The sequence below is a fragment of the Bythopirellula superficialaquae genome (assembly GCF_059632245.1).
Genome location: NZ_CP197426.1, coordinates 2,671,886 through 2,692,777, shown reverse-complemented (window position 1 = coordinate 2,692,777; position 20,892 = coordinate 2,671,886). Strand labels below are relative to the sequence as shown.

Below are 20,892 nucleotides of genomic sequence, written 5' to 3'. Positions count from 1 at the left end.
CTCGCTTAAGCGAGCAGCCCGCGCTATTTCCCGGTAACCATGAGATAAACCGCCGCACCGGCGATCACTACGGCGAGCGTCACCATCACGGTGATGATGCGATCGAGCGGCAAAACACGCTCGGCTTTGGCGCGTTCTTTTTCCAATTCCTTGAGCCGCTCAGCTTCGGCCCGCGCGCGTTCTTCAGCCACGATTTGCGGCAGCGTCGCTCCGCCTAATGAACTGGAATCGGTGCTTTCCTCTTGGCGTCCCATGGTTTCACCAGCTTCGTATTCCACAGCAATCGTATCAGCCAAAGGAGATTCGTGCTTCACCTTGGGGGGCAGTTTCGTGAGGTTGCCAACGTGCTGCTGCGCGGCACTACTTGAATTATTGACCCAAGGTCTGAGAAGTTCAGTCACTCCCTCAGCCGTCGCAACGCGGTCGGCGGGGCGTTTTTCCATCATCGCGGCAATCACTTGGGAAAACTCTTCCGTCACCGCGGGATTCAACCGCTGAGGCGCGATCGGGGCTTCATCCAATTGGCGACGAAGCTTGTCGGCAGTGTCACCGCCGGGGAATGGCACCTTGCCGGTCACGGCGTAATAGAGCGTGCAACCCAAGGAATAGATGTCGCTCACGGTGCGCAAGACATCGGGCGACACAATAATTTCGGGGGCTATGTAGTCAGCCGTGCCGACGATGTGCCGGGGCTTTTTCTGGCCCGACTGCTGATCGTCGGAATAAAAATAGGCCAAGCCCAGATCCGCCAATTTGCTACGGCCATCGGTCGTGATCAATATGTTCCCAGGCTTTACGTCGCGGTGAATGAGTCCACGGCCGTGGGCATGGGACAAAGCTTCGGCGGCTTGCGAAATAATCACCGCCGCCTCGTTCATCATCAGCGGACCGTGATGCCGCACCATTTTTCGCAAGTCCGTGCCGGGGACATATTCCGTCACGAGGAAATAGGTGTCGCCGTCGGTGTCAGCATACGTCAGATGGACCAGATTCGGATGGTTGAGCTGTGCTTGAGCACGAATCTCGCGCAAGAAACTGGCGATGGAATTCGGGTTGGTTTGATTTTTGGGGAGGACCTTGATTGCTTCGACACGACCTAAGAGACCGTGTTCGCATTTGAAGACCCAACCCATGCCACCGTGACCGATGGCATCGAGAATGCGATAAGCACCCAAGTTAAACTTGGTGCGGCCCTGACGAAGTTGCTCCGCTTGCCAGCGATTCAAGTAACCCAGGGCAATCATCTGCGCGGCGAGTTGCTCGTCGGTGATTTTTTCGAGCGTGACGTCCGCCGCCGGCAACGATTCGATGAGCACCTGCCAAGCGCGGTCGATCTGTTCCTCGGTCAACAGGCCACTGGCCAAACCGGCTTGTTCAAGAATAGATCGTTCTGTTCGCACGCAGTTGGCCCGGGCCGTTGGGAGAATTCAAGAAGTTGGTGGATCGCGGTTATTTAAGTCTAGTTTCTCGTTTCCAAGAGCGCCAAGCATGTACACACACTGTTTAGAATAATCCGGCAAAATGATGATCCGCTCGCCAAGCCTTGGGGAGAGGTGCAACGAATGCCAGCTGTTCGCCACGTACAGGATGCGCGATTACCAACTCCCGAGCATGCAGGGCGATCCCCCGCGAAAACTCGCGCTGACTGCCATACTTGCGATCGCCGACGATTGAACACCCCAACTTGGCCAGTTGCACGCGAATTTGATGCTTGCGGCCTGTTTCGAGTTCAATCTCCAGCAGCGATAAGCCGCTGACAGTTTTGAGCAAGCGATACCGCAACCGCGCTAATTGAGCATCGGGCGCGGTCGCATGGGTGACGTGCACTTTGCGATGGCGTTCGTCTTTGCGCAGATAATTTTCCAGCGTGCCAGATGGTTCGGGTAGCTCACCTGCCACGACGGCCCAATAAACTTTCTTGACGCTCCGTTCGCGAAACGCTTCGGAGAGCCGCGCAGCGGCTTTGGAAGTGCGGGCTATAACTGTCACCCCCGTGACGGGAGTATCCAGCCGGCTCACGATGCCGAGATAGACATTCCCCGGCTTTTGATATTTCTCGCGGATGTATTCCTTGGCGAGCTTTAACAGGCTCGTATCGGTTTCCGCCACGCCCATCGTCGGCAACATCGCGGGCTTGTTGACGACCAGCAAATGATTATCCTCGAACAGCACATCCAGGTTATGATTGAAGCGTTCCGGCATATTCACAAATCAGACAATCGGGCCCATGTTAAAGCTTCCTTTGATTCTCGCCAGTAGCTCGCCCCAACGAAAGAGCCTGCTTGCCGAGGCAGGTTATGAATTCGAGATTCTTCCACCCGATGAAGCCGCCGAAGGGGGAATTTGCAGCCAATGCGGACCCGCGGAGTTGGTGCTCGATCTGTCGGCCCGCAAAGCCGCCGACGTGGTGAGTCAACTACGCGCGGTGGGTCGCCCGCAGGAACCCACCATCGTTCTGGCCTGCGACACCGTGGCCGAATGCGAAGGGATGATCTTGGGCAAGCCACGTGATGAAGACCATGCCCGATCAATCCTCGAGCATTTGCGTGGCAAGCGGCATCGTGTGTACAGTGGGCTCTGTCTGTGGATGCTCGACGCCACGCAGCGGCTACAATCTTGTTCGCCCCAGCGAAAGACGGCTCCCCGCACGCGAATTGCGATCACCGAACTCAAGATGGACAACCTGACTGACGAAGATATCGACGAATATCTAGAAAGTGGCCTGTGGCGGGGAAAGGCCGGTGCGTTTGGCTATCAGGATCGCCCCGGTTGGCTAAGCATCGTTCAGGGGAGCGAATCCAATGTGATTGGCCTCCCCATGGAATTGCTGGCCGAGATGATCGAACAAATCTCGATTGAGCCAAACCCGTGAATGCCCCTATAATTCAAGCTGATCGTGGCATGATGATTGTCGCGACAGCACATCTTGAGCATCCCTCGGAACGGTTATGAAACTGCGGGTCGGTGTTGTTGGAATTGGATCCGCTTGGGAGTCGCGGCATTACCCCGCTTTGAAAGCCTTGTCGGATCGACTGGAGGTTGTCGCGGTTTGCGATCCGGTGCAGCACCGCGCGGTTCAGGTTGCCAAACAGTTCAACGCGACGGTCTACGATGGCTTCCGCTCGTTAATGGATCGCGACGACATCGACGGCGTCATGTTGCTCTCGGCCCATTTTTACGGACCGACGCCGATTTTTGCTGCCTGTGAGTATGGCAAAGCCGTCTATTGCGCCGCCGCACTGGAATTGGAAGACGATCAAGCCACCACCCTCCGCGAGCGCGTGCAGGAGTCGGGCATTGCCTTCATGGCGGAATTCGCCTGCCGTTTGTCGCCAGCCACCTTGCGGCTTAAGGAACTACTCGCCACGAAGCTGGGCAAGCCTCGGCTGTTGTTTTGTAATCGCCGCCGTAGCTCGCCGATCAAATGCGAAAATGGCGACCGTTGTGCCCGCGATCTGGTGGAGCTTGTGGACTGGTGCCGCTACGTGGTCGAGGGAGATCCAACTTCGCTCATTGCCACAGCCCACCGCTCGGCGGAAACACCGTTCAACGATTACTTTGCCGTGAGTTTGGATTTCTCGCCGAATGCTGAGTTTGGTCTCGGGCCCGTGGCGATCATTGGTTGCGGCAACTATGTCCCCGAGTCGCTCGAAGAATCACTCGCGTATCGTCGGCCCGCAGATCTCAAAGTGGTGTGCGACAACGGCATCGCGTTTGTCGATCTGCCGAACACCGTGGCGTGGTTCGACAAAGCAGGCCAACACATGGAAAAGCTCGACCACGAACGCAATGTCGGCGAGCAATTGCTGATGACTTTTCACCGCGCGGTGTCCAGCTTGGTTCTCAAAACAGCAAGCCTCGACGACGCTCACAAGGCAATTATCATCACGAATCAGGCGAAGGCAAGCTGCAAGACAGGGCAGCGGATATTTTGTTAAAAAATGAACTCGTATTAGCGATTGCCACCATCGGCCACGCTTGCGAACAGTTCAACAAACTCTGTCAAACCGCGCTCAACTGCTAAATCAGCTACCGATGGATCTTTGCTACCAGGCGGAACGCTATGCGGGTTGGCACCCGCTTCGACGAGAAGTTTCGCCAATTGCAAATTGAATGGGTCATGAGTTTTCGGCAAAATGAGCCGTAGCGGCGTGATTCCCTTCGCAACAGGTTGATTGGGGTTCGCGCCATGCCTCAGAAGCAGACTACATAATTCGAGCCGAGCCGGATCAGTCACTTCGTAGTCAAACGAACCGCCTGCTAAATCAAAGTTGTTAAAACGCAAAAGCGTTGCCAATGGAGTATCACCTTTCTTGGGACCGTATTCCTCGTTTTTGGATAGCGGTAAGTCGACGGGACAGCCTGGTGCAATCAATAGCGAAACCATCTGCAAATCGCGGCGATAGATGGGGAAATGCAATTCGGTTCCCAGCAATGGTGCCCCCGCTTCGATCAATCGCTGCACAATCTCAGGGGCATCAGGATGCTTGTGAGCTTGCGGAGCATAAGATCGTAGGACGGCGTGGACCGCTGTTTGCGAATGTCGATTCTTTGCCGATGCGTCGGCACCAGCAGCGAGTAAAAGTTGAATCGCTGCGAGGTCGCAACGTTCAGCGGAAATCATCAGGGGAGTGTCGTCAGACTCACCTGAGCCGGCCGCTTGCCGTGCATCGACATTCACATGCACGGCCAATAAAGCCTTTATGAGTTGGTGATTCTTCCAATCGCAAGCGTCCAGAAGCGGCGTGCGGCCAAAGGTACGCCGATCGGCATCAGCACCATTTGTGATGAGATAAAGTGTGAGATCGGTGAAATTTTGGCTCGCAGCAATCGCCAGGAGCCGCTGCTTGACGCCTCCCACAACAAAAATTTGATCCGGTTCGATCTCGTTCTGCTGGAGCAGAGAAATTATTGCCGTTTCATCTTTGGCAGCTAAGAAGGCCGCGACGCGCATATCAATTGGTTCTTGATGAGTCATGCCAACAAGATATGTCAGCGCTATTTACAAAGACAAGTTGTCGGAACCGGGTCAGCATTCCGACCCGCCAGAGTTCCTTTCGCAAATCCGCCGCTGAAGTTCGTTTTTTATGTCTTCTTAATCGAACCTAGATCGTTGCCCGGCAACACTTTCGGTCAATTGACACTTCGCACGAAATGCCCCTATATTAGTGCTTCGGGTTGAGTACTTTGCCACGACCTTTTCATGCTATAAGACACATGCCGAAAACTGCTAACGACCTTTCGCAATTGGCCATCAACACGATCCGCACCCTTGCAATGGACGGCGTTGAAGCCGCGAAATCAGGGCATCCTGGTACACCGATGGCGCTCGCACCGGTGACCTATCAATTGTGGACCGAAGTGCTCAATTATGATCCTTCGTCTCCGGCTTGGCCGAACCGTGACCGCTATGTCCTTTCCTGTGGCCATGCATCGATGTTGATCTATTCGATGCTGCACTTGGCAGGCGTGAAAACGATTAAAGATGGCAAGCTCACTGACGAGCCTTCGGTTTCGCTCGACGATCTCAAGAACTTCCGGCAGTTTGCTAGCGCGACCCCCGGACATCCTGAGCATGGCCACACCACGGGTGTTGAAACCACGACCGGTCCGCTGGGGCAAGGTTGCGGCAATAGCGTTGGCATGGCGATCGCCAGCAAATGGCTCGGCGCACGTTACAACAAACCCGGCTACGAACTGTTCAACTTCAATGTCTACAACCAATGCAGTGACGGCGACCTAATGGAAGGGGTTGCCTGCGAAGCCGCGTCGCTCGCGGGCCACTTGAAGCTCGATAATCTCTGTTGGATTTACGACGACAACACGATCACGATCGAAGGCCACACGAATCTGGCCTTTAGCGAAGACGTGGCCACACGTTTCAAGGGTCTTGGTTGGAATGTGATTCGCGTCACCGATGGTAATGATCTCAAATCGCTGGCCAAGGCTTACGAGGCATTTCTCAAAACGACCGACGCCCCCACGTTGATCATTGTGAAAACGATCATTGGCTACGGTTCGCCCAACAAGGCCAACACCTCGAAGGCTCACGGCGAAGCCTTGGGGGCTGATGAAATCAAACTCACGAAAGCCGCTTACGGCTGGCCTGAGAATGAATCGTTCCTGGTTCCCCCCGAAGTGCCCGAGCATTTCCAAAACACACTGGGCGAACGAGGCCGCGACGCTCGCGAAGCTTGGGAGGAGCTTTTCCAGAAATATACAGCCGCCCATCCGGAACTGGCCGAGCAGATCAACCAGATGCAACAGAATGAGCTACCTGAGGGTTGGGATAAAGAAATCGTCACATTCCCAGCGGATGCCAAGGGGAATGCCACACGAAACTCGGGCGGTAAAGCGCTTAATGCTTTCGCCAAGAACATTCCTTGGCTCGTGGGTGGATCGGCGGACCTGGCTCCTTCGACGAAAACACTATTGGAATTCGACGGCACCGGCAGTTTCTCCGCGGAAGATTTCGCAGGGCGGAATTTCCATTTTGGCATTCGCGAACATGCGATGGCAGCGGCTGTGAATGGTATGGTCCTCAGCGGATTGCGTGCCTATGGCGCGACGTTCTTTGTATTCAGCGATTACTGCCGTCCGTCACTGCGATTGGCGGCAATTATGAATTTGCCGTCGGTTTTTGTGTTCACTCACGATTCGATCGGCGTCGGCGAAGATGGTCCTACGCATCAGCCCGTGGAACAGCTGGCAGCTTTGCGTGCCATTCCAAATTTGCTGTTAATTCGCCCCGGCGATGCTAACGAATCGGTATACGCCTGGAAGGCAGCGCTCGCCAACAACCACCGCCCTTCGGCCATCATTTTGACACGGCAAAACATGCCGACGCTGGATCGCGAAAAATATGCCGCGGCGGATGGGGTGATGAAGGGTGGTTACATTCTTTCGGATGCTCCCGGCGGTAAGCCTGATGTGATTCTTATGGGAACTGGTAGCGAGCTATCGATCGCGGTCGCGGCGCAAGAGGAACTGGCCAAGTCCGGCATCAAAGCCCGGGTTGTGAGCTTGCCGTGCTTCGAACTGTTCGATGAGCAGCCACAAAGCTATCAAGACGAAGTCTTGCCACCGACGGTGACCGCTCGCGTGGCAGTCGAAGCCGGCGTGCGACAGGGTTGGGATCGCTATCTGGCGGGTCGTGGTGCGTTCATCGGAATGCACGGTTTTGGTATGTCGGCTCCGTTCGAGCAGATCTACAAAGCCGTGGGGATCACTCCCGAGAAAATGGTCGAAGCCGCGAAGAAACAACTCGGGAAATAACCGTGTCGCCAAGGTCCACGGCATCGTGACGATGCCGGCTAACATCGGATGTATCGTGGCGCAGGTGATTTCAATCCCAGGCTTTGCTGATCCGTTCAGCAGTTTGTCGCACTTGTTGGGTGCGGCGATCTTTGCGGTGTTTTCGGTGTTCTTGCTGCGGCGCGGTTGGGGTAATCCACTGCGCGTGGCCAGCCTTGTGATCTTTTGCTGCGGTACGGTTTTCTTGCTCGTGGTGAGCGGTCTAACGCATCTTACGGCGCCAGGAGCTAGTCACGAATTTCTGCGGCGGCTCGATCACGCGGCGATCTTTTTACTGATCGCATGCTCGTTCACTCCCATGCACGTGATCCTGTTTCGCGGCCGCGAACGCTGGCTGGTGCTGGCGATTGTGTGGACCGTTGCCGTGCTTGGCATCACGTTCAAGTCGATCTACTTTGATTCCATCCCGCCGGTTGCCGGCACGGCCATGTACATCGGTATGGGCTGGATCGGACTGATTTCGTGGCGCGATTTGGTGCGGCGCTATGGATTTGAGTTTGCCCGGCCGGTGATGTGGGGCGGGCTGGCTTACACCTTCGGCGCGATTCTCAACAGCATGCAGTGGCCAGTGATCGTGACGGGGGTGATCCAGTCGCATGAAATCTTCCACGTGGCGGTGCTGATCGGCCTGGGCTGCCACTGGGCGTTTGTCTATTCAATCGCCAATCGGCCCTATTTGCCAATCGAAGATGCCGTTTGATTTTTACCACGAATCTTACGAATAGCACGAATTAATTTAGTCTCCGCTTGTGAGACAAAACTCTCTGGGGATAATGTGACGAGTTCGATTTTTTAACCCTTTAGAAAAGTCCGCAACCGATGAAATCCATTCTTTCCCGGAACTCTCGCTTAGTTGTTTTTCTAGCTCTGTGGCTGATAGGAGCGAACACAGTCCGCGCCGTCGACGGGCTTTCCTATTTGCCAGAGGACGTGCTGAGCTTCGCCATGGTGCGCAACGTCCAGGCGGCCAACGATAAGATTGTGAAATTCGTGGGTGTGTTTCATGATGGCTTGCCTGCCCCTCTGGAAATGGTGCAAGCGATGACTGGGCTCTCTGCAGGACTCAATCTCGAAGGCGATTTGTTGTTTGGTTTGCTGCCATCGAGCGAGCAGGGCGTTCCCGCACCGATGTTTCTGCTGCCCGTGAGTGATTACAACTCTTTCGCCGAGGCGATGAAAGCCGATGCGACGGGCGAAATCTGCCGCATCTCGATCGCCAATCAAGACGTGTTGGTGGCCAAGCGGGCCGACTTCGCGGTGGTCATGAATCTTGAACATCGCGAGTTGATGCAAAAGGTCCTGGCTCAACCCGAGAAAACTCCCGCGGCGGTCGCCGAGTTGACCGAGTGGCTCGCGGTCAATGATATCGCGATCGTGGTTTCGCCAGCGGGGATCGCTTACATCGCGGAACAAAATAAACGCCAGCTGGAAGCCACCGATGCCACGGATGTTCCCGCCCAGCCTTCGGCGATTCCCAATGACATGCTCACTTTAGGCGACGACCTGCCGTTCGCCGAATTCTTCCGTGAGAACATTCAGTCGGCAGCTCTCGGCATGGCGATCGACGAAGAAATCAATGCCCGCGTTCGCTGGCAGGTTCAGTTTCAACAGCCCATCGCCGAGGCCAAACTCACGGAGGTCGACGCGGAAAAGTCACTCACGGGTTTTGCCGCAAAGCCGTATGTCGTTGCGGGAGGGGGGCCGGTTCCGCTCGGCACGGGGACATGGCTGCCGGAATTATTCACAAACATATCTCGAGAGATGGCCACCCAGGATGGCCGCGATGATTTCACCGAAGCAGATTGGCAGGAAGTGCAACATTCGTATGAATTGGCCGTCGCTGATTTGCAGAAAGTTTCTTACTTGATCACCACCGGGAAGGAAGGGGAACCCTTGTTGTCGGTTGTGTTCGCTCAACTGACGGTTGCGGATTCCGCCAAGTATATGCAGTCACTTAAGGAGTTGTTCGATCTGTCTAACAAGTTGATTCAACGCTCGAAAAGCGATATCAAGCTGGTCTATGAAATTGCAGACACCGAAATTGCCGGCGCGAAAGGGATTGAAGTCACTTGCGATTTGGATGAAGCAGCCGGCGACGGAGACAACATTATCTGGCAAACCATGTTGACCTCGCTGTTGGGGATCGATCATAAATTGTCGCTTTATTTTGTGACTACCGATGATTTGCACATTTTCTTTGGGATGGAGTCGAGCGAAAAATTGGAGAGTTTTATCGCCGACTTTAGGAAGCAAGACTTCGGCCTCAGCAAAGATCCCCAAGTGCAAACGACGCTCAAGCTAACCGACGTCGAGGCCGACTGGGTGGGGCTATTGAATCCAGAAGGCCTTATGACGCTCGTGAAGAATGCTTTGAAGTCGATGATGCTCTTGGGCTCGTTTCCCGAGTTGCCGGAATACCCGAGCGCACCACCATTGGCCCTCACGATGAACGGCGGCGATGTGGCCTGGTCAGGCGAGATCGTATTGCCCGTGGAAGCCTCGAAAGCGATGTCGAAGTTCACCAAAGAAGTGGAAAAGATGTTTGCTCACTGAGCTGCAATAACTTGCTCACCACGCACAAACACATGCGTGGGCTGGTCCGAGCCGTGCAATATCCTGCTAAGCGGATCATCGCTGCCGGGGCAGGGAATCGCCACAAGATCGGCCAATTTGCCAGGCTCTAGTGTTCCAACTTCGTGACTCAGACCTAAGGATTCAGCGCCCCACAGCGTTCCCATTTGCAGGATTGTTTCGGGGGTAAGATTCGGGAATTGCTTCGCTACAAAACGCATTTCGCTGAGCAAATTCAAATCGGGATTTGATGCGCAGCTGTCTGTTCCCAAAGCGACTCGAACGCCTGCTTCAAGCATTTCAGCAAGCGGATATTTACTATGCTTAAAGAAGGCATGCGTTCGCGGGCAATAGACAACGGACATCGTTTCGCGATTCTCACCAAGGAAAGCAATTTCCTCGGACGAAAGATAGTTGCCGTGAATCACGAGCGACCGTGGCGCTTGTGACAACACACGCAAGTCATCGAGCGGCTTGCTGCCAAGCGGGATCGCCTCGGGGTCCCACATGCTGCGGTCGGCGAGCAATTGTTGAAACGGGCCGGTGTTATCCCTCAGGAGTTCAAGCTCTTCGAGAGATTCAGCCAAATGCATCGCTACCGGCAAGTTTCGACTAGCAGCGCTGTCGATCAATCGTTGCAACAATTCGGGATGCACCGTGTAAGGAGCATGCGGACTAATACCGACGTTGAGATGCTTTTCCAGCGACGCATCTAGCCGATCTTCCAAATCTCCGTGCACGGAGTCACAGCGGGCGGCGGAGAAGCCAATCACCTCTTGAAAGGCCAACAGCTGTGAGCCAGAAAATCCGCCGTAAGCGGATGCCGACGTCGTTGAAATCTCTCCGAGTGTCGTTACTCCCGCGCGAAGGGATTCATTCAATCCTAGTGAGATGGCTGCGGCGGGATCGCGATCAGCCCGATGCCGTGTGCCGATGACCTGGCGGATCCATTCAGGCAGTGCCATACCTGCTCGCCCAAGTGGTTTCTGGCAATCGCTGAACTCCAAATGTGTGTGGGCATTCACCAGTCCAGGCATGAGGACCACGTCGCCCAGATCGATCTCCTGGCCATGGAAAGCTGGACCGACCGCGACGATTCGCTCTCCCTCAATTGTGACAACGCCGTTAGCAATCGGCGGAGAAGCAACGGGAACAACCCAACGAGCGCGGAGAGAAATTTGTGTCATGACGGCCTAAAGCATGTGCTCAAAATGTGTAGCACTTATTCTGGCCTTGCGGAGAGCATTGCTCAAGCGCCCGCGAATTGCTGGTGATCGAGCGCTTCTTGCAACTTTTCTTCCTGCGTGCGGCGATACGGCAGGCGATGCAGCCACCACAGGACCAATGCCGCGGCAAACAAGCATGCGATCATAAAGCCAGGTTGAAAGATCCCTTCGCCGTCGGTGCGCACGACATACTCTAGCAAGGGGTAGTCGTCGACGATTTTCTCAAACTGCGGGGCAATCTTCGCTAACACCAGCGTCAGGCTGTTGAAGATCGCATGAAATAGCATGCAGGGGATAAGGCTACTGGTTTGCACCGCGATGAAGCCGATCACGAGTCCCACCGCTGCCGCGGAAATCTTTTGCTGTAAGATAAAGTGAGCCATGCCAAACGCGATGGCCGAAATGCTGATCGCCCACCACTTGTGGCCCAGATGTCGCAGGCCGGAAAGCACAAAACCACGGAAGGCGATCTCTTCACAGACGGCCGGCAAAAGTCCGATCAACACAAACGGCAACCACCAATTCGGCGCGTCGCCCAGTGTTTGCTCGAGGGCCATGATTTGCTGCTGAACTTCCGTTGAAAACGGATAAAGTTGCTGCACCCATTGGCTCACCTGATGCCCCAATGGAAAGACAAGTAAGGCTAATAGTGCCGCTGCAACGACATGCGAAAACCGCGGCAACTTGTCGAGCAGCAGCGTTCGCGCTGGGCGGCGAGTGAATAGCAGCGTCATCAATCCAACGGGCAGCGCGATGCAGACCACCTGACTGATGAACAACATTTGGGCAAGCGAAAGAAAATCGCTTCCCATCCCCGCTTTGGCCGAGAGCGACAGATTCACGAAGAACTGCACGATCAGCACGACGGCGATACAGAGTAAACCTTGCGCAAGTGTCGGCGTGTCGGCACGGTCGCGGAACACATGAGTGATCCAACGCCCCAAGTCGAGCCGTTCGCTTTCGCGGAACAGTACGGATTCGCGATTGAATTGATCTTCGGCCCAGCGAATGGCTAGCAAACAGCAGCCGAGCGTGACTCCCACGACAGGAACCAAATAACGTACGACTTCCCAGTATTGCCCTTCGATCACGGCCCGCAGCACAAGCACGACACCGGTGACAGGGATTAAGCTGTTGCCGAGATTGAGTTCCACGCCGGGTGAGAGCGGCAACATCATCAGCGGCATGATCACCAGCAACAGGGGCATCAAATAGTACTGACCTTCCTTGGTGCTGCGAGCAAACGCCGCACAGGCGAGGCACATCGCGCTAAAGAACGCCGCAATCGGCAGTAGCGCGATCACTAACCAAATCACGGAAACGAGCGGCGGCAGGGCCAGACTTTTGGCTCCTGGCAGGCTCGCAATTTCTTGGAATTGTCCCAGAATAAATTTCGCCGTCAGCCCCATGCTGCTCAGGTTCAATAGGGCGGTCACAATACTGAACGTCATGATTGTGAGCAGCTTGCCCCACACGATTTCGCGACGTTCGGCAGGACTCACAAGCAAAGTTTCTAGCGTGCCGCGTTCTTTTTCACCGGCGCACAGGTCAATAGCCGGATAAAACGCGCCGGTCAGTGCCCAAATGAATAAGATAAATGGCAGGATTTTCGACCAGATCGCCGCCGAGCGTTGCTGCTCACGAGCCACATCTTGCTGTCGCACTTGGAAAGGATTCGTGGCGTCGAGTGGCACATGGCTGTCACGGAGATTCGTTTGAGTCACCGCCACGCGCCAATCCCGCATCACGGCATCGACCCGCAATTGGGCAATCCGTGATTTTTCATTCGCTGAATTGTAGAAGATCTCCGGTTCAGGCACCTTGGCCTCGTCGGCGACCTCGTCGTTGGCACTGCGATTCATCAGCGCCGACCGTACTTCTTCAAGCCGTTCACCAAACCCCGGTGGAAAATAAAGCACAACTTGAACGTCACCCTGCTCAATCGCCTGCCGAGAAGCTTCTAGCAAGCGTTTGCCCTGTGGAATTTCCTCGTCTTTCCACAATTCGTCAGGACGAATGACCTGCAAACTCTTGCTATCGTCGACACTCACGAACCAACTGCTCACAAAGCGATCTTCGTGCAACAGATCGGGTAGCCAATGGCTCTCCGCAAGCTGCTCTTCCCCCAGCACCAGCACCTTTGAGGCATTGTTTCGCAAAAACTGCGAAAGCTGAAAGAAGCTCATCCCCAACAGCGGGTAAAGCAACAATGGCAGCACGGCAATCAAGAACAACGTCCGCCGGTCGCGGAGTTGGTCCCGCATCTCGCGGGCATACACCAATTTGACGTTGCGTAGATTCATGCGGAATTAGTTGGTCTCGACCAGCGCGGCCTCTTCGGCGCGAATGAGTTCGAAAAACGCATCTTCCAAGTCACCACCGCCATGCTGGTTGCGCATGTTGTCGACCGTGTCCTCGGCGAGAATCTTTCCGCGATGCATCACGGCCACGCGGTCGCAAAGCCGTTCGGCTTCGCGCATGATGTGCGTGGAAAAGACAATACACTTTCCTTCGTCACGCAGCTCGGCAACGATGTCCAGTAGCGCTCTTGCCACTAATACGTCAAGCCCGCTCGTGGCTTCGTCGAAGATCAACACAGGGGGGTCATGGACAATCGCTCGGGCAATCGAAACTTTCTGCTTCATGCCGGTCGACATTTTCGCGCCCAACAGGTCGCGGATATTTTGCATTTGCAGGCGCTCGAACAAATCCTCCATCCGCTCGTGGAGCTGTTGTTCAGCCATGCCGTACAGTCGGCCATAGTATTCGACCATTTCCCAGGCGGTCATGCGGTCATACACCGCGGTGTTGGCCGACATAAAGCCGATATGGTGCCGCACGAGCGAGGGCTGCGTGACGCAATCAAAGCCGTTGATGCTGGCTGTGCCACTCGTGGGTTGCAGCACCGTGCTTAAGATTCGCAGAGCCGTCGTTTTGCCCGCACCGTTGGGTCCGAGCAGGCCGAACACTTCACCAGCACTGGCTGAAAAGCTCAAACCATCGAGTGCGATGAAATCGCCACGTCGCAAGTCGGTATAAGACTTTGTCAACGAACGAGCTTCGACAACGGTGTCTGACAACGACATGATGTCCTAACGAGTGCTGCAAAGAAAACGCCACCGCCTCAAACTGGCCAATTATGGCGTCCGCCGACGAGTGCGAAAGAATCTGTTCCTGTTTGAAGGATAACAGAAACCGCCCGATTTGCGAAGCAAGTTCTTGGCCCGATTCAGTTTACGATGGGCAGGCTGCGAAGGTTCGCACTACCAGGCCGCACAATCGATTCGACCGGACGGTCGATCAACTCGTAAAAGACATTCCGCTGCCGGGGCTCGTAACCGAGTTCCGCGATGGCACCGCGAATTTCATCGAGCGTCAGGTGATAAACGGTCCCCGCCTCGGCGACAACGTTTTCCTCGATCATGAGGCTGCCCATGTCGTTCGCACCATAAAGCAACGCCATCTGGCCAATCTTGAGCCCTTGAGTGACCCAGCTGGACTGAATGTTGGCGAAGTTATCGAGATACAACCGCGCGACCGCATTGGTTTTCAAATATTCAAACGAACCCGCCGGGGGGACGTTCGACATCTCGGTGTGATCGGGCTGAAAGGTCCAACAAATAAATGCCGTGAAACCGCCAGTTTCGTCTTGCAGTTCGCGCAAGCGATCCAAGTGCTCGACGCGCTCGGCCAGCGTTTCGACGTGGCCGAACATCATGGTCGCCGTGCTGCGGCCACCCAATTCATGCCAAACACGATTCACGTTGAGCCAATCGTCGGTCAGCACTTTGCCGCGAGTGATAGCATGCCGCACGCGATCGACCAATATTTCCGCGCCACCGCCGGGGAGGCTACCCAACCCTGCAGCCTTAAGTCGCTCCAGCACTTCACGAGTGGGCAGTTTGCAAACTTTGGTGAAGTGATAAATCTCAGGCGGGCTAAAACCGTGGATGTTCACTTGAGGAAACTCGCGTTTGATGTCGCGGAGCATTTCCTCATACCATTCCAGTTTGTATTCCGGGTGAAGGCCCCCTTGCAGCAGAATTTGATCGCCGCCGATTTCGACCGTTTCTTGGATCTTCTGCAACAGCTGGCCGCGGTCGAGCGTGTAACCTTCGTTCGATTTGGGCGTACGATAGAAGGCACAAAAATCACAAACTGCCGTGCAGACGTTTGTGTAGTTGATGTTGCGGTCGATGTTGTAGGTGCGATAGTTCTCGGGATGCAGCCGGCGCGTGACTTCATCCGCCGCGCGGCCGAGTGAGGCCAGATCGTGGGATTCCAACAAGCGCAGTGCTTCGTCGGCTGTGATCCGTTCACCGGCCACGGCTTTGTCGAGAATGTAAGGGATCGAAGGTTGAGCAATCATCGCCGCACAACTCCTTCGCAATTGTGAGAAATTAATCCGTGAGACAACGCCTTTTCGCGGAACAATTGCAACCCGCGGCGTTCTCGGCCACCAAGTTCAAAATGCAAATTCCGCGACAGATATTCAAATACTAAATCATAAGGAAGCTGCATCGCAATCGCCTGCTCGCGGGCGATCTCCGCCAGATTCTCGCAGCCACGATCTCGTGCGGCAGTGAACGCTTTTTCCGCGGCAACCGAATCGATGCCCGGTCGCGCGACCCACATGGCAAACACGAACGGAAGTTCCGCCCAGCGGCACCAACGGTCGCCGAGATCCCAAACTTCAATAAACTCGTCGTCGGGCGAGCGAATCGCCCGGTCACCGATCACGAGAACCGCATCGGCATCGATTTGCGTGGCTTCCTGCCCCAACGGCAAGCTGGTAAGCCTTGGTTTCACGCCGGCAAGTTCGCGTAACAAAATTTGCGACAGCACGGCACTTGTGCGTGAACCTTCGTCGAGCGCCAAAGTGCGAACCTGTTCGGGAGGCACGCGAAACAAAAGTTTTACGCTCAGCACGGGTCCGCGGCATGCGATGCAGGCATCGGAAACAATCGTCCAATCGGGATGGGCGAGCATTTCCGCCGAGGGGACTAGCGCGATGTCGAGTTCTGCCGCGGCAAGCGCATCGGCTAAGCGGCTTGGATAGTCGAATACAAGCTCGGCATCAGGAAGCATTTCCGCGAGGCCATAAACCAGCGGCTTGGTGTTGAGATAGGTGACCGCACCGATGCGAAGTTCAGAATTGTCGTGCGAGGTATTCATGGGATATTCGTGGAAAGCGGGCCGATGCAGCGATTATAGAGGGCCTGTGGAGGGCCGACTAGGCGGACTGCATCGGCGGCTTTTGTGGTCGCTTCCCACGAGGTTACCCGCAGATAGAGTGTCGCAATTAACTCAGCGCAAAATGTCGAAACTAGGTTCGGGCATGCCACTATCGCGGACTTTCATCGTGCTTCTTAAAACCCGCCTCGATTAATTCTTTATATCCCGGCTTAAGCACGCGGACCTTGTAGCCTTGCTCTTCGAGGATTTCGCCCGCAGCTTCGGCTCGCATGCCGATAACGCAATGCGTATACAAGATTCGATCCTTGGGAAGAATCTTCGCGACTTTCTCGGCGGGCAATTCTTCCAAGGTGTCGATCGGTAGAAAAATCGCGCCTGCGACGTGGCCTTTGTCCCACTCATCCTTGGAACGCACGTCGACGAGCACGGCCTTCTTCTTTGTGATATTTTCTTTGACTCGCGCCAGCGAATCATCGGTGAACTCAATCGCGGTCGTGGCTAGGCCAACGGCAATCGCTAACAGAATACTGATCATGGCCTCCTCCTAAGTTGTTTCGCAATTGTATGGCGACTGGCCCGGATGGCAACGGCAAGATTTACACCTCCAATTCCCGAAACGCCTTCAAACCACTGCGTAAGGGAATGATCGTGACGATCGCTGCGAGGATAATCACTCCTGCGAGTCCTAGACCGACCCATAGTTGCAAATTGCCGGGATGACCGATTTGTGATTGCAGATCGGCATCGCTGGTGAGCAGATAAAAATGGCACGGAAGGGCGGTCATCAACACGACCAGCAAAATATAAATCGCGCTTAGCACCAAATTGAGCGTCCCGCCAAAGCCTGCCGCGATTTTCGAGGGCGATTGCTCGTGGAAATCGGGCATGATCGCCCCCAATCCCACGGCCATACCTGACAGTCCGATGCACAACAGCACGCTGATAAATTGATGCACCAGTGTCACCAGCAGCGACACGTCGAGCAATATATCGCTGGCCAGCACCAGGGCCGCGCAGGGGAACCACGATCCGCACGCCGCGAAGACAAACTTGCCCCACAGAATCGTGTCACGTTTGATCGGCAAGCGTCCCAAAATCCAAAACCGTCGTCCTTCAAGACTGATCAGCGGGTAGATAAATCGTGTGGTGAACGTCGAAAGAATCAGCCCCACGACGGCCAGATTCAAAAAACTGACGATATTGACCCACGTCATGATGCTCAGATCGGCCCGATGCTGACGAAAGCGATCGATGTTGGCAAAGTAGAGCATCAACAGGCCAAAGAAGATAATGAATTGCGACCATTGCACGGGGTCGCGGCGAAACAGGCGGATGTCTTTGATGATCAACAGTTGCGTTTCACGCGGCAGAAAGAACATCAGCTTTTCAAAAAAACGATCGATCCAAATCATGCCGGCGTGGGCTTCACGAGCCTGACGAGAATTCAGGCCGTAATAGCTATCGCGAAAGACAAGCCCACCGATCCACAATAACACCAAATGAAAGAAAAGCGCGTTCGACACGAGTACGACGAGATACTTACCGCTATCCAACCAAGGGAGATCGTTGTAATCATCGCTCTGCCGACGAGCGGCATCCAGCAGTCCGTTACTCAGCCACGTGCTGGGCAGCCATTCCCCGCGCGTGAATTCAAACCGCTGGAAAGTTTGCTTGAACCACGCCGTGCCCAAGAGATCGGCGTTATCAATATCCAGCGTGTGCCAAATGGAACTGTAGGCGATAGCCACGACCACGAGCGCGATCGCGCCGACGATTATCCGTCGCAGATGCGGCACGCGGCTGATGAGAATCAGACAGGCAATAGCTCCGATTGAGCAAGGAATGTATGCGAACGAAATCATCAGCGCCGGCAGATACGCGTAGTAATACCAGGGGGCTTTCACGACCAAGCCGTAGGCGACCATCATAGGGCTGGCCAGCAGAAAGAAGCCCCAACTGCTGAAGAACAGTGCTTCTTGAAAGCGATAGTAAACAAGCCGCGAATCGCGTACGGGAAGCGTCATCAACAGGGATGTTTCATTCGACGCATAAAGCCCACCGTACAGAATGATGCCAGCGGAAAATATCAGCATCACTTGCAGCGACATGAAGAACAGCGTGAAAACAAACTGCACGGTTTGTGCGTGATAGGTCGCCCCAGGTGGGCCGACGTTGGACACCACAAACGAAAAGCCCATGTAAAAGAGTGCGAACAAGCCGGCCCAGAAAAAGATGCTCAGCGAGATTACCAAGCTGGTCCGCATCCGCGAATGGGTGAACAGATGCTTGAGCTGGCTACGCGACTCGCGCAAGCGCAGTTTCCAAAACAGCCGTCCTTCGCGTTCATGCGTCGGCAGCCGCTCGACGTCGGCCAGATAATCGGGCTGAAAAGGAACGTCCGCCGTAGCCATCGCAGTGCTTAATCCTTTGTCAGCGCCAAATAGAGCGATTCCAGATGGCCGTCGGTTTCGGGGATACGCTGTCGCAATTCCGCCATCGGTCCACTGAACACCAGCTGGCTGGCCTTCATTACAGCTACGCGGTCGCAAATTTCCTCGGCGATCTGCAATGTATGAGTCGACATCAACACCGTGCGGCCGCTGTCGGCATAAGCGCGCAGTAGATCTTTCACCAACCGAATGCTCTGCGGATCGAGCCCCACCATCGGTTCGTCGACCACCAGCACTTCGGGCTGATGAATCAACGCCGCAGCAAACACCGTGCGTTGCCTCATACCGTGGGAATAACTTTCGGTGAGCCGATTGAGAAATGGCCCGAGTTGAAAGCGTTCGGCTTCGCGATCGACCGCATTACGAACTTCCGTGGCGGAGAGGCCATAGAGTTCCGCGACGAATTCCAGGAATTCCCGCCCGGAAAGTTTTTCGTACAAATAAGGCTGATCGGGGACATAGCCGATGAGCCGGCTGGCTTCGCGAGGATTTTCGCTAACGACATACGGCCCGACGCGAACCTGCCCCTCGCTCGGCTTCAGTAATCCCACCAGCATTTTAATCGATGTCGTCTTTCCCGCGCCGTTGTGGCCCAACAGGGCGAGCAATTCCCCTTTGCCCAGCGTCAGGTTCAAGCGATCAACGGCAACCCGATTGCCATAGGCGCGGGTGACGTCTTCGAAGCTGATCATGGGAGGAAGCGGTTCTGACACACTTACGATTATTATCGCCCGAGCAGTTCTGCTCAAGGATTCGTCGTGGCCGGGGAAAAGGGCGATCCCCCGTTGAGCATGTCGACCAAGGGAGTGGGAGACAAACGCTCCACTTTTTGATGCTTCGAGAACACAACCGGTTCCAGATCAACGATTTGGTCAAATAGTTCTTGACCAATCGCCGCGGATTGCTTGTCAGAAAGGCGATTGAAACGGAGGCGGGCAGTTCCCAAGAACACGTCGCGACGCAGCACGGTTCCTTCGGGCTCGACCCAAGAAACTGCCTGTAACCGCGCCTTGTCGGAAATGCCCGAGCCGATAATGCCGTGGTATTCCACCTTCAGCACACGACGCGACTCCTTTCCAAATTCAATCTGCTCTTCGCCAACCACTTCGGCATGGATCAATTCGGTCGGTTCACCGGGTGCGCGGAACGGGCTGTAGACTTCTTCCTGCCAATGGCGGCCGACATACATATAAGGGAGCCGGGCATCGGGAAACAGCATTTCGTTAAGCGACTTGCTATCGGGCATGTAGATCGGCACTTCGTACGGAAGCTGGCCCGAAATCACGTTGAGCCGCAAATATGAATCTTTCACCCGTCCAGAGAGCCGCAGCACCGAAGGCATTTCGTTGAGCATCACCTTGCTGTCAAAAGAAGCAAAGTTCCCGAGCGAATCGAATTCAACCCGCGAGATCACATCGAACGACATTTCACCCAGACTGGGCACGGCCATGCGCATCCAAGCAGGAGCGAGATCGATTATCGGCATTTCTTTGAGAGAAATGCGGTTGTGAAGTTCGACGCTACCACCGGCCCCCGGTACGCGAACGCTGGCCGCTTTGCCGACATTCTTGCCTTCCCATTCGACATTCCACGCCACGGCTTGGCCGTTTTCGTAGGTTTCGATAGCAGGAGGTTGCCCATCTTGAAAGGTGGGTAGAATGCGATCCGTGAATAGCCAAGTCATGCTGCATAACCACAGCACAACCACAGCTAACACAAAAATCTTATTGGCCATGGGCGCGGCTCCAGGGTAAGGAAAGCCCAGTAGTTAGTTCCAAACTCAACACGACCTACACAACTCTAGGTCTGGTTGGCTTGGAAATTGGTTCACGATGGCCCGGGTCGAGCGGGGCAGCGCCACTTCTATTCCTGATCCGGCTTGCATTCTATCCGACTTCTCGCGTAATTGCGACAGAATATCGCAAATTTACAAAAACACAGTGAACAACTGTGAATTTTCTCCGTATAGGATCGATCATTGTGATATTTACTTGGATGCGGCTTTGTTGGCCCATTTCTTGCATAGTTGGCTGAACCGACAGACGGTTCGCGCTGTCAACTCTTCCAGTATCTTGTGCTTTATGACCCGTAATAAGGATTTTGAATCCTAACTAGCATCCCACAACTGTTAGGGT

At 54.9% G+C, this 20,892-nt stretch carries 17 protein-coding genes; 5 read left to right on the top strand and 12 right to left on the bottom strand.

Annotated elements, in window-relative coordinates:
- Window positions 1-23: 23 nt before the first annotated feature.
- Window positions 24-1,400 carry a serine/threonine-protein kinase gene (locus tag SH678x_RS11010; RefSeq protein WP_496922962.1) on the bottom strand — a complete coding sequence of 459 codons (1,377 nt, stop codon included), beginning with the start codon at window positions 1,398-1,400 and terminating at the stop codon, window positions 24-26.
- A gap of 103 nt (window positions 1,401-1,503) precedes the next feature.
- Window positions 1,504-2,202, bottom strand: a complete 699-nt coding sequence (locus SH678x_RS11005) for an RluA family pseudouridine synthase (protein ID WP_496922961.1) — start codon at window positions 2,200-2,202, stop codon at window positions 1,504-1,506.
- A gap of 25 nt (window positions 2,203-2,227) precedes the next feature.
- Between SH678x_RS11005 and SH678x_RS11000 the strand changes: the two genes are divergently transcribed.
- Window positions 2,228-2,872: a Maf family protein gene (locus tag SH678x_RS11000; RefSeq protein WP_496922960.1), complete on the top strand. Its 645-nt coding sequence runs from the start codon at window positions 2,228-2,230 to the stop codon at window positions 2,870-2,872.
- 76 nt (window positions 2,873-2,948) lie between these two features.
- Window positions 2,949-3,938, top strand: coding sequence for a Gfo/Idh/MocA family protein (locus SH678x_RS10995; protein WP_496922959.1), 990 nt, complete (start codon window positions 2,949-2,951; stop codon window positions 3,936-3,938).
- 14 nt (window positions 3,939-3,952) lie between these two features.
- On the opposite strand, the gene SH678x_RS10990 is transcribed toward SH678x_RS10995, so the two are convergent.
- Window positions 3,953-4,978: an ankyrin repeat domain-containing protein gene (locus SH678x_RS10990; protein ID WP_496922958.1), complete on the bottom strand. Its 1,026-nt coding sequence runs from the start codon at window positions 4,976-4,978 to the stop codon at window positions 3,953-3,955.
- Between the two features lie 239 nt (window positions 4,979-5,217).
- On the opposite strand from SH678x_RS10990, the gene tkt reads away from it, so the two are divergent.
- From tkt to SH678x_RS10975, 3 genes are all read left to right on the top strand, one after another.
- Window positions 5,218-7,275 (top strand): transketolase, encoded by a 2,058-nt coding sequence (gene tkt / locus SH678x_RS10985; RefSeq protein WP_496922957.1) that lies wholly within the window; start codon window positions 5,218-5,220, stop codon window positions 7,273-7,275.
- 31 nt (window positions 7,276-7,306) lie between these two features.
- Window positions 7,307-8,014, top strand: a complete 708-nt coding sequence (trhA, locus tag SH678x_RS10980; protein WP_496922956.1) for a PAQR family membrane homeostasis protein TrhA — start codon at window positions 7,307-7,309, stop codon at window positions 8,012-8,014.
- A 119-nt stretch (window positions 8,015-8,133) separates the two neighbouring features.
- On the top strand, window positions 8,134-9,867 hold the full coding sequence (locus SH678x_RS10975) for a hypothetical protein (RefSeq protein WP_496922955.1): 1,734 nt from the start codon (window positions 8,134-8,136) through the stop codon (window positions 9,865-9,867).
- On the opposite strand, the gene SH678x_RS10970 is transcribed toward SH678x_RS10975, so the two are convergent.
- The 9 genes from SH678x_RS10970 to SH678x_RS10930 all read right to left on the bottom strand — a co-directional run bounded on the left by SH678x_RS10970 (window position 9,861) and on the right by SH678x_RS10930 (window position 20,492).
- A complete protein-coding gene (locus SH678x_RS10970) occupies window positions 9,861-11,072 on the bottom strand; it encodes an amidohydrolase family protein (protein WP_496922954.1) in 1,212 nt (403 codons plus the stop codon). The two genes, SH678x_RS10975 and SH678x_RS10970, sit on opposite strands and share 7 nt — an antisense overlap.
- A gap of 62 nt (window positions 11,073-11,134) precedes the next feature.
- Window positions 11,135-13,414 (bottom strand): ABC transporter permease subunit/CPBP intramembrane protease, encoded by a 2,280-nt coding sequence (locus SH678x_RS10965; protein ID WP_496922953.1) that lies wholly within the window; start codon window positions 13,412-13,414, stop codon window positions 11,135-11,137.
- Between the two features lie 6 nt (window positions 13,415-13,420).
- Window positions 13,421-14,197, bottom strand: coding sequence for an ABC transporter ATP-binding protein (locus SH678x_RS10960; protein ID WP_496922952.1), 777 nt, complete (start codon window positions 14,195-14,197; stop codon window positions 13,421-13,423).
- A 143-nt stretch (window positions 14,198-14,340) separates the two neighbouring features.
- The gene (gene mqnC / locus SH678x_RS10955) at window positions 14,341-15,480 is read right to left on the bottom strand and encodes a cyclic dehypoxanthinyl futalosine synthase (RefSeq protein ID WP_496922951.1); all 1,140 of its coding nucleotides are present in this window, start codon (window positions 15,478-15,480) and stop codon (window positions 14,341-14,343) included.
- Window positions 15,477-16,286, bottom strand: a complete 810-nt coding sequence (locus SH678x_RS10950) for a menaquinone biosynthetic enzyme MqnA/MqnD family protein (protein WP_496922950.1) — start codon at window positions 16,284-16,286, stop codon at window positions 15,477-15,479. The genes mqnC and SH678x_RS10950 overlap by 4 nt, the downstream gene beginning before the upstream one ends.
- Window positions 16,287-16,455: 169 nt before the next feature.
- Complete coding sequence (locus tag SH678x_RS10945) at window positions 16,456-16,842, bottom strand: rhodanese-like domain-containing protein (protein WP_496922949.1); 387 nt, start codon at window positions 16,840-16,842, stop codon at window positions 16,456-16,458.
- A gap of 61 nt (window positions 16,843-16,903) precedes the next feature.
- Window positions 16,904-18,718: a putative ABC transporter permease subunit gene (locus SH678x_RS10940; RefSeq protein ID WP_496922948.1), complete on the bottom strand. Its 1,815-nt coding sequence runs from the start codon at window positions 18,716-18,718 to the stop codon at window positions 16,904-16,906.
- 8 nt (window positions 18,719-18,726) lie between these two features.
- A complete protein-coding gene (locus tag SH678x_RS10935) occupies window positions 18,727-19,449 on the bottom strand; it encodes an ABC transporter ATP-binding protein (RefSeq protein ID WP_496922947.1) in 723 nt (240 codons plus the stop codon).
- 53 nt (window positions 19,450-19,502) lie between these two features.
- Entirely contained in the window at window positions 19,503-20,492 is a 990-nt protein-coding gene (locus tag SH678x_RS10930; RefSeq protein ID WP_496922946.1) for a hypothetical protein, read from the bottom strand.
- Between the last annotated feature and the right edge of the window lie 400 nt (window positions 20,493-20,892).

Bases quoted from the DNA above. Each gene is read 5' to 3' on its own strand.
- SH678x_RS11005 (WP_496922961.1), bottom strand. From the start codon at position 2,202: ATGCCGGAACGCTTCAATCATAACCTGGATGTGCTGTTCGAGGATAAT.
- SH678x_RS11000 (WP_496922960.1), top strand. From the start codon at position 2,228: ATGTTAAAGCTTCCTTTGATTCTCGCCAGTAGCTCGCCCCAACGAAAG.
- SH678x_RS10995 (WP_496922959.1), top strand. From the start codon at position 2,949: ATGAAACTGCGGGTCGGTGTTGTTGGAATTGGATCCGCTTGGGAGTCG.
- SH678x_RS10990 (WP_496922958.1), bottom strand. From the start codon at position 4,978: ATGACTCATCAAGAACCAATTGATATGCGCGTCGCGGCCTTCTTAGCT.
- tkt (WP_496922957.1), top strand. From the start codon at position 5,218: ATGCCGAAAACTGCTAACGACCTTTCGCAATTGGCCATCAACACGATC.
- trhA (WP_496922956.1), top strand. From the start codon at position 7,307: ATGCCGGCTAACATCGGATGTATCGTGGCGCAGGTGATTTCAATCCCA.
- SH678x_RS10975 (WP_496922955.1), top strand. From the start codon at position 8,134: ATGAAATCCATTCTTTCCCGGAACTCTCGCTTAGTTGTTTTTCTAGCT.
- SH678x_RS10970 (WP_496922954.1), bottom strand. From the start codon at position 11,072: ATGACACAAATTTCTCTCCGCGCTCGTTGGGTTGTTCCCGTTGCTTCT.
- SH678x_RS10965 (WP_496922953.1), bottom strand. From the start codon at position 13,414: ATGAATCTACGCAACGTCAAATTGGTGTATGCCCGCGAGATGCGGGAC.
- SH678x_RS10960 (WP_496922952.1), bottom strand. From the start codon at position 14,197: ATGTCGTTGTCAGACACCGTTGTCGAAGCTCGTTCGTTGACAAAGTCT.
- mqnC (WP_496922951.1), bottom strand. From the start codon at position 15,480: ATGATTGCTCAACCTTCGATCCCTTACATTCTCGACAAAGCCGTGGCC.
- SH678x_RS10950 (WP_496922950.1), bottom strand. From the start codon at position 16,286: ATGAATACCTCGCACGACAATTCTGAACTTCGCATCGGTGCGGTCACC.
- SH678x_RS10945 (WP_496922949.1), bottom strand. From the start codon at position 16,842: ATGATCAGTATTCTGTTAGCGATTGCCGTTGGCCTAGCCACGACCGCG.
- SH678x_RS10940 (WP_496922948.1), bottom strand. From the start codon at position 18,718: ATGGCTACGGCGGACGTTCCTTTTCAGCCCGATTATCTGGCCGACGTC.
- SH678x_RS10935 (WP_496922947.1), bottom strand. From the start codon at position 19,449: ATGATCAGCTTCGAAGACGTCACCCGCGCCTATGGCAATCGGGTTGCC.
- SH678x_RS10930 (WP_496922946.1), bottom strand. From the start codon at position 20,492: ATGGCCAATAAGATTTTTGTGTTAGCTGTGGTTGTGCTGTGGTTATGC.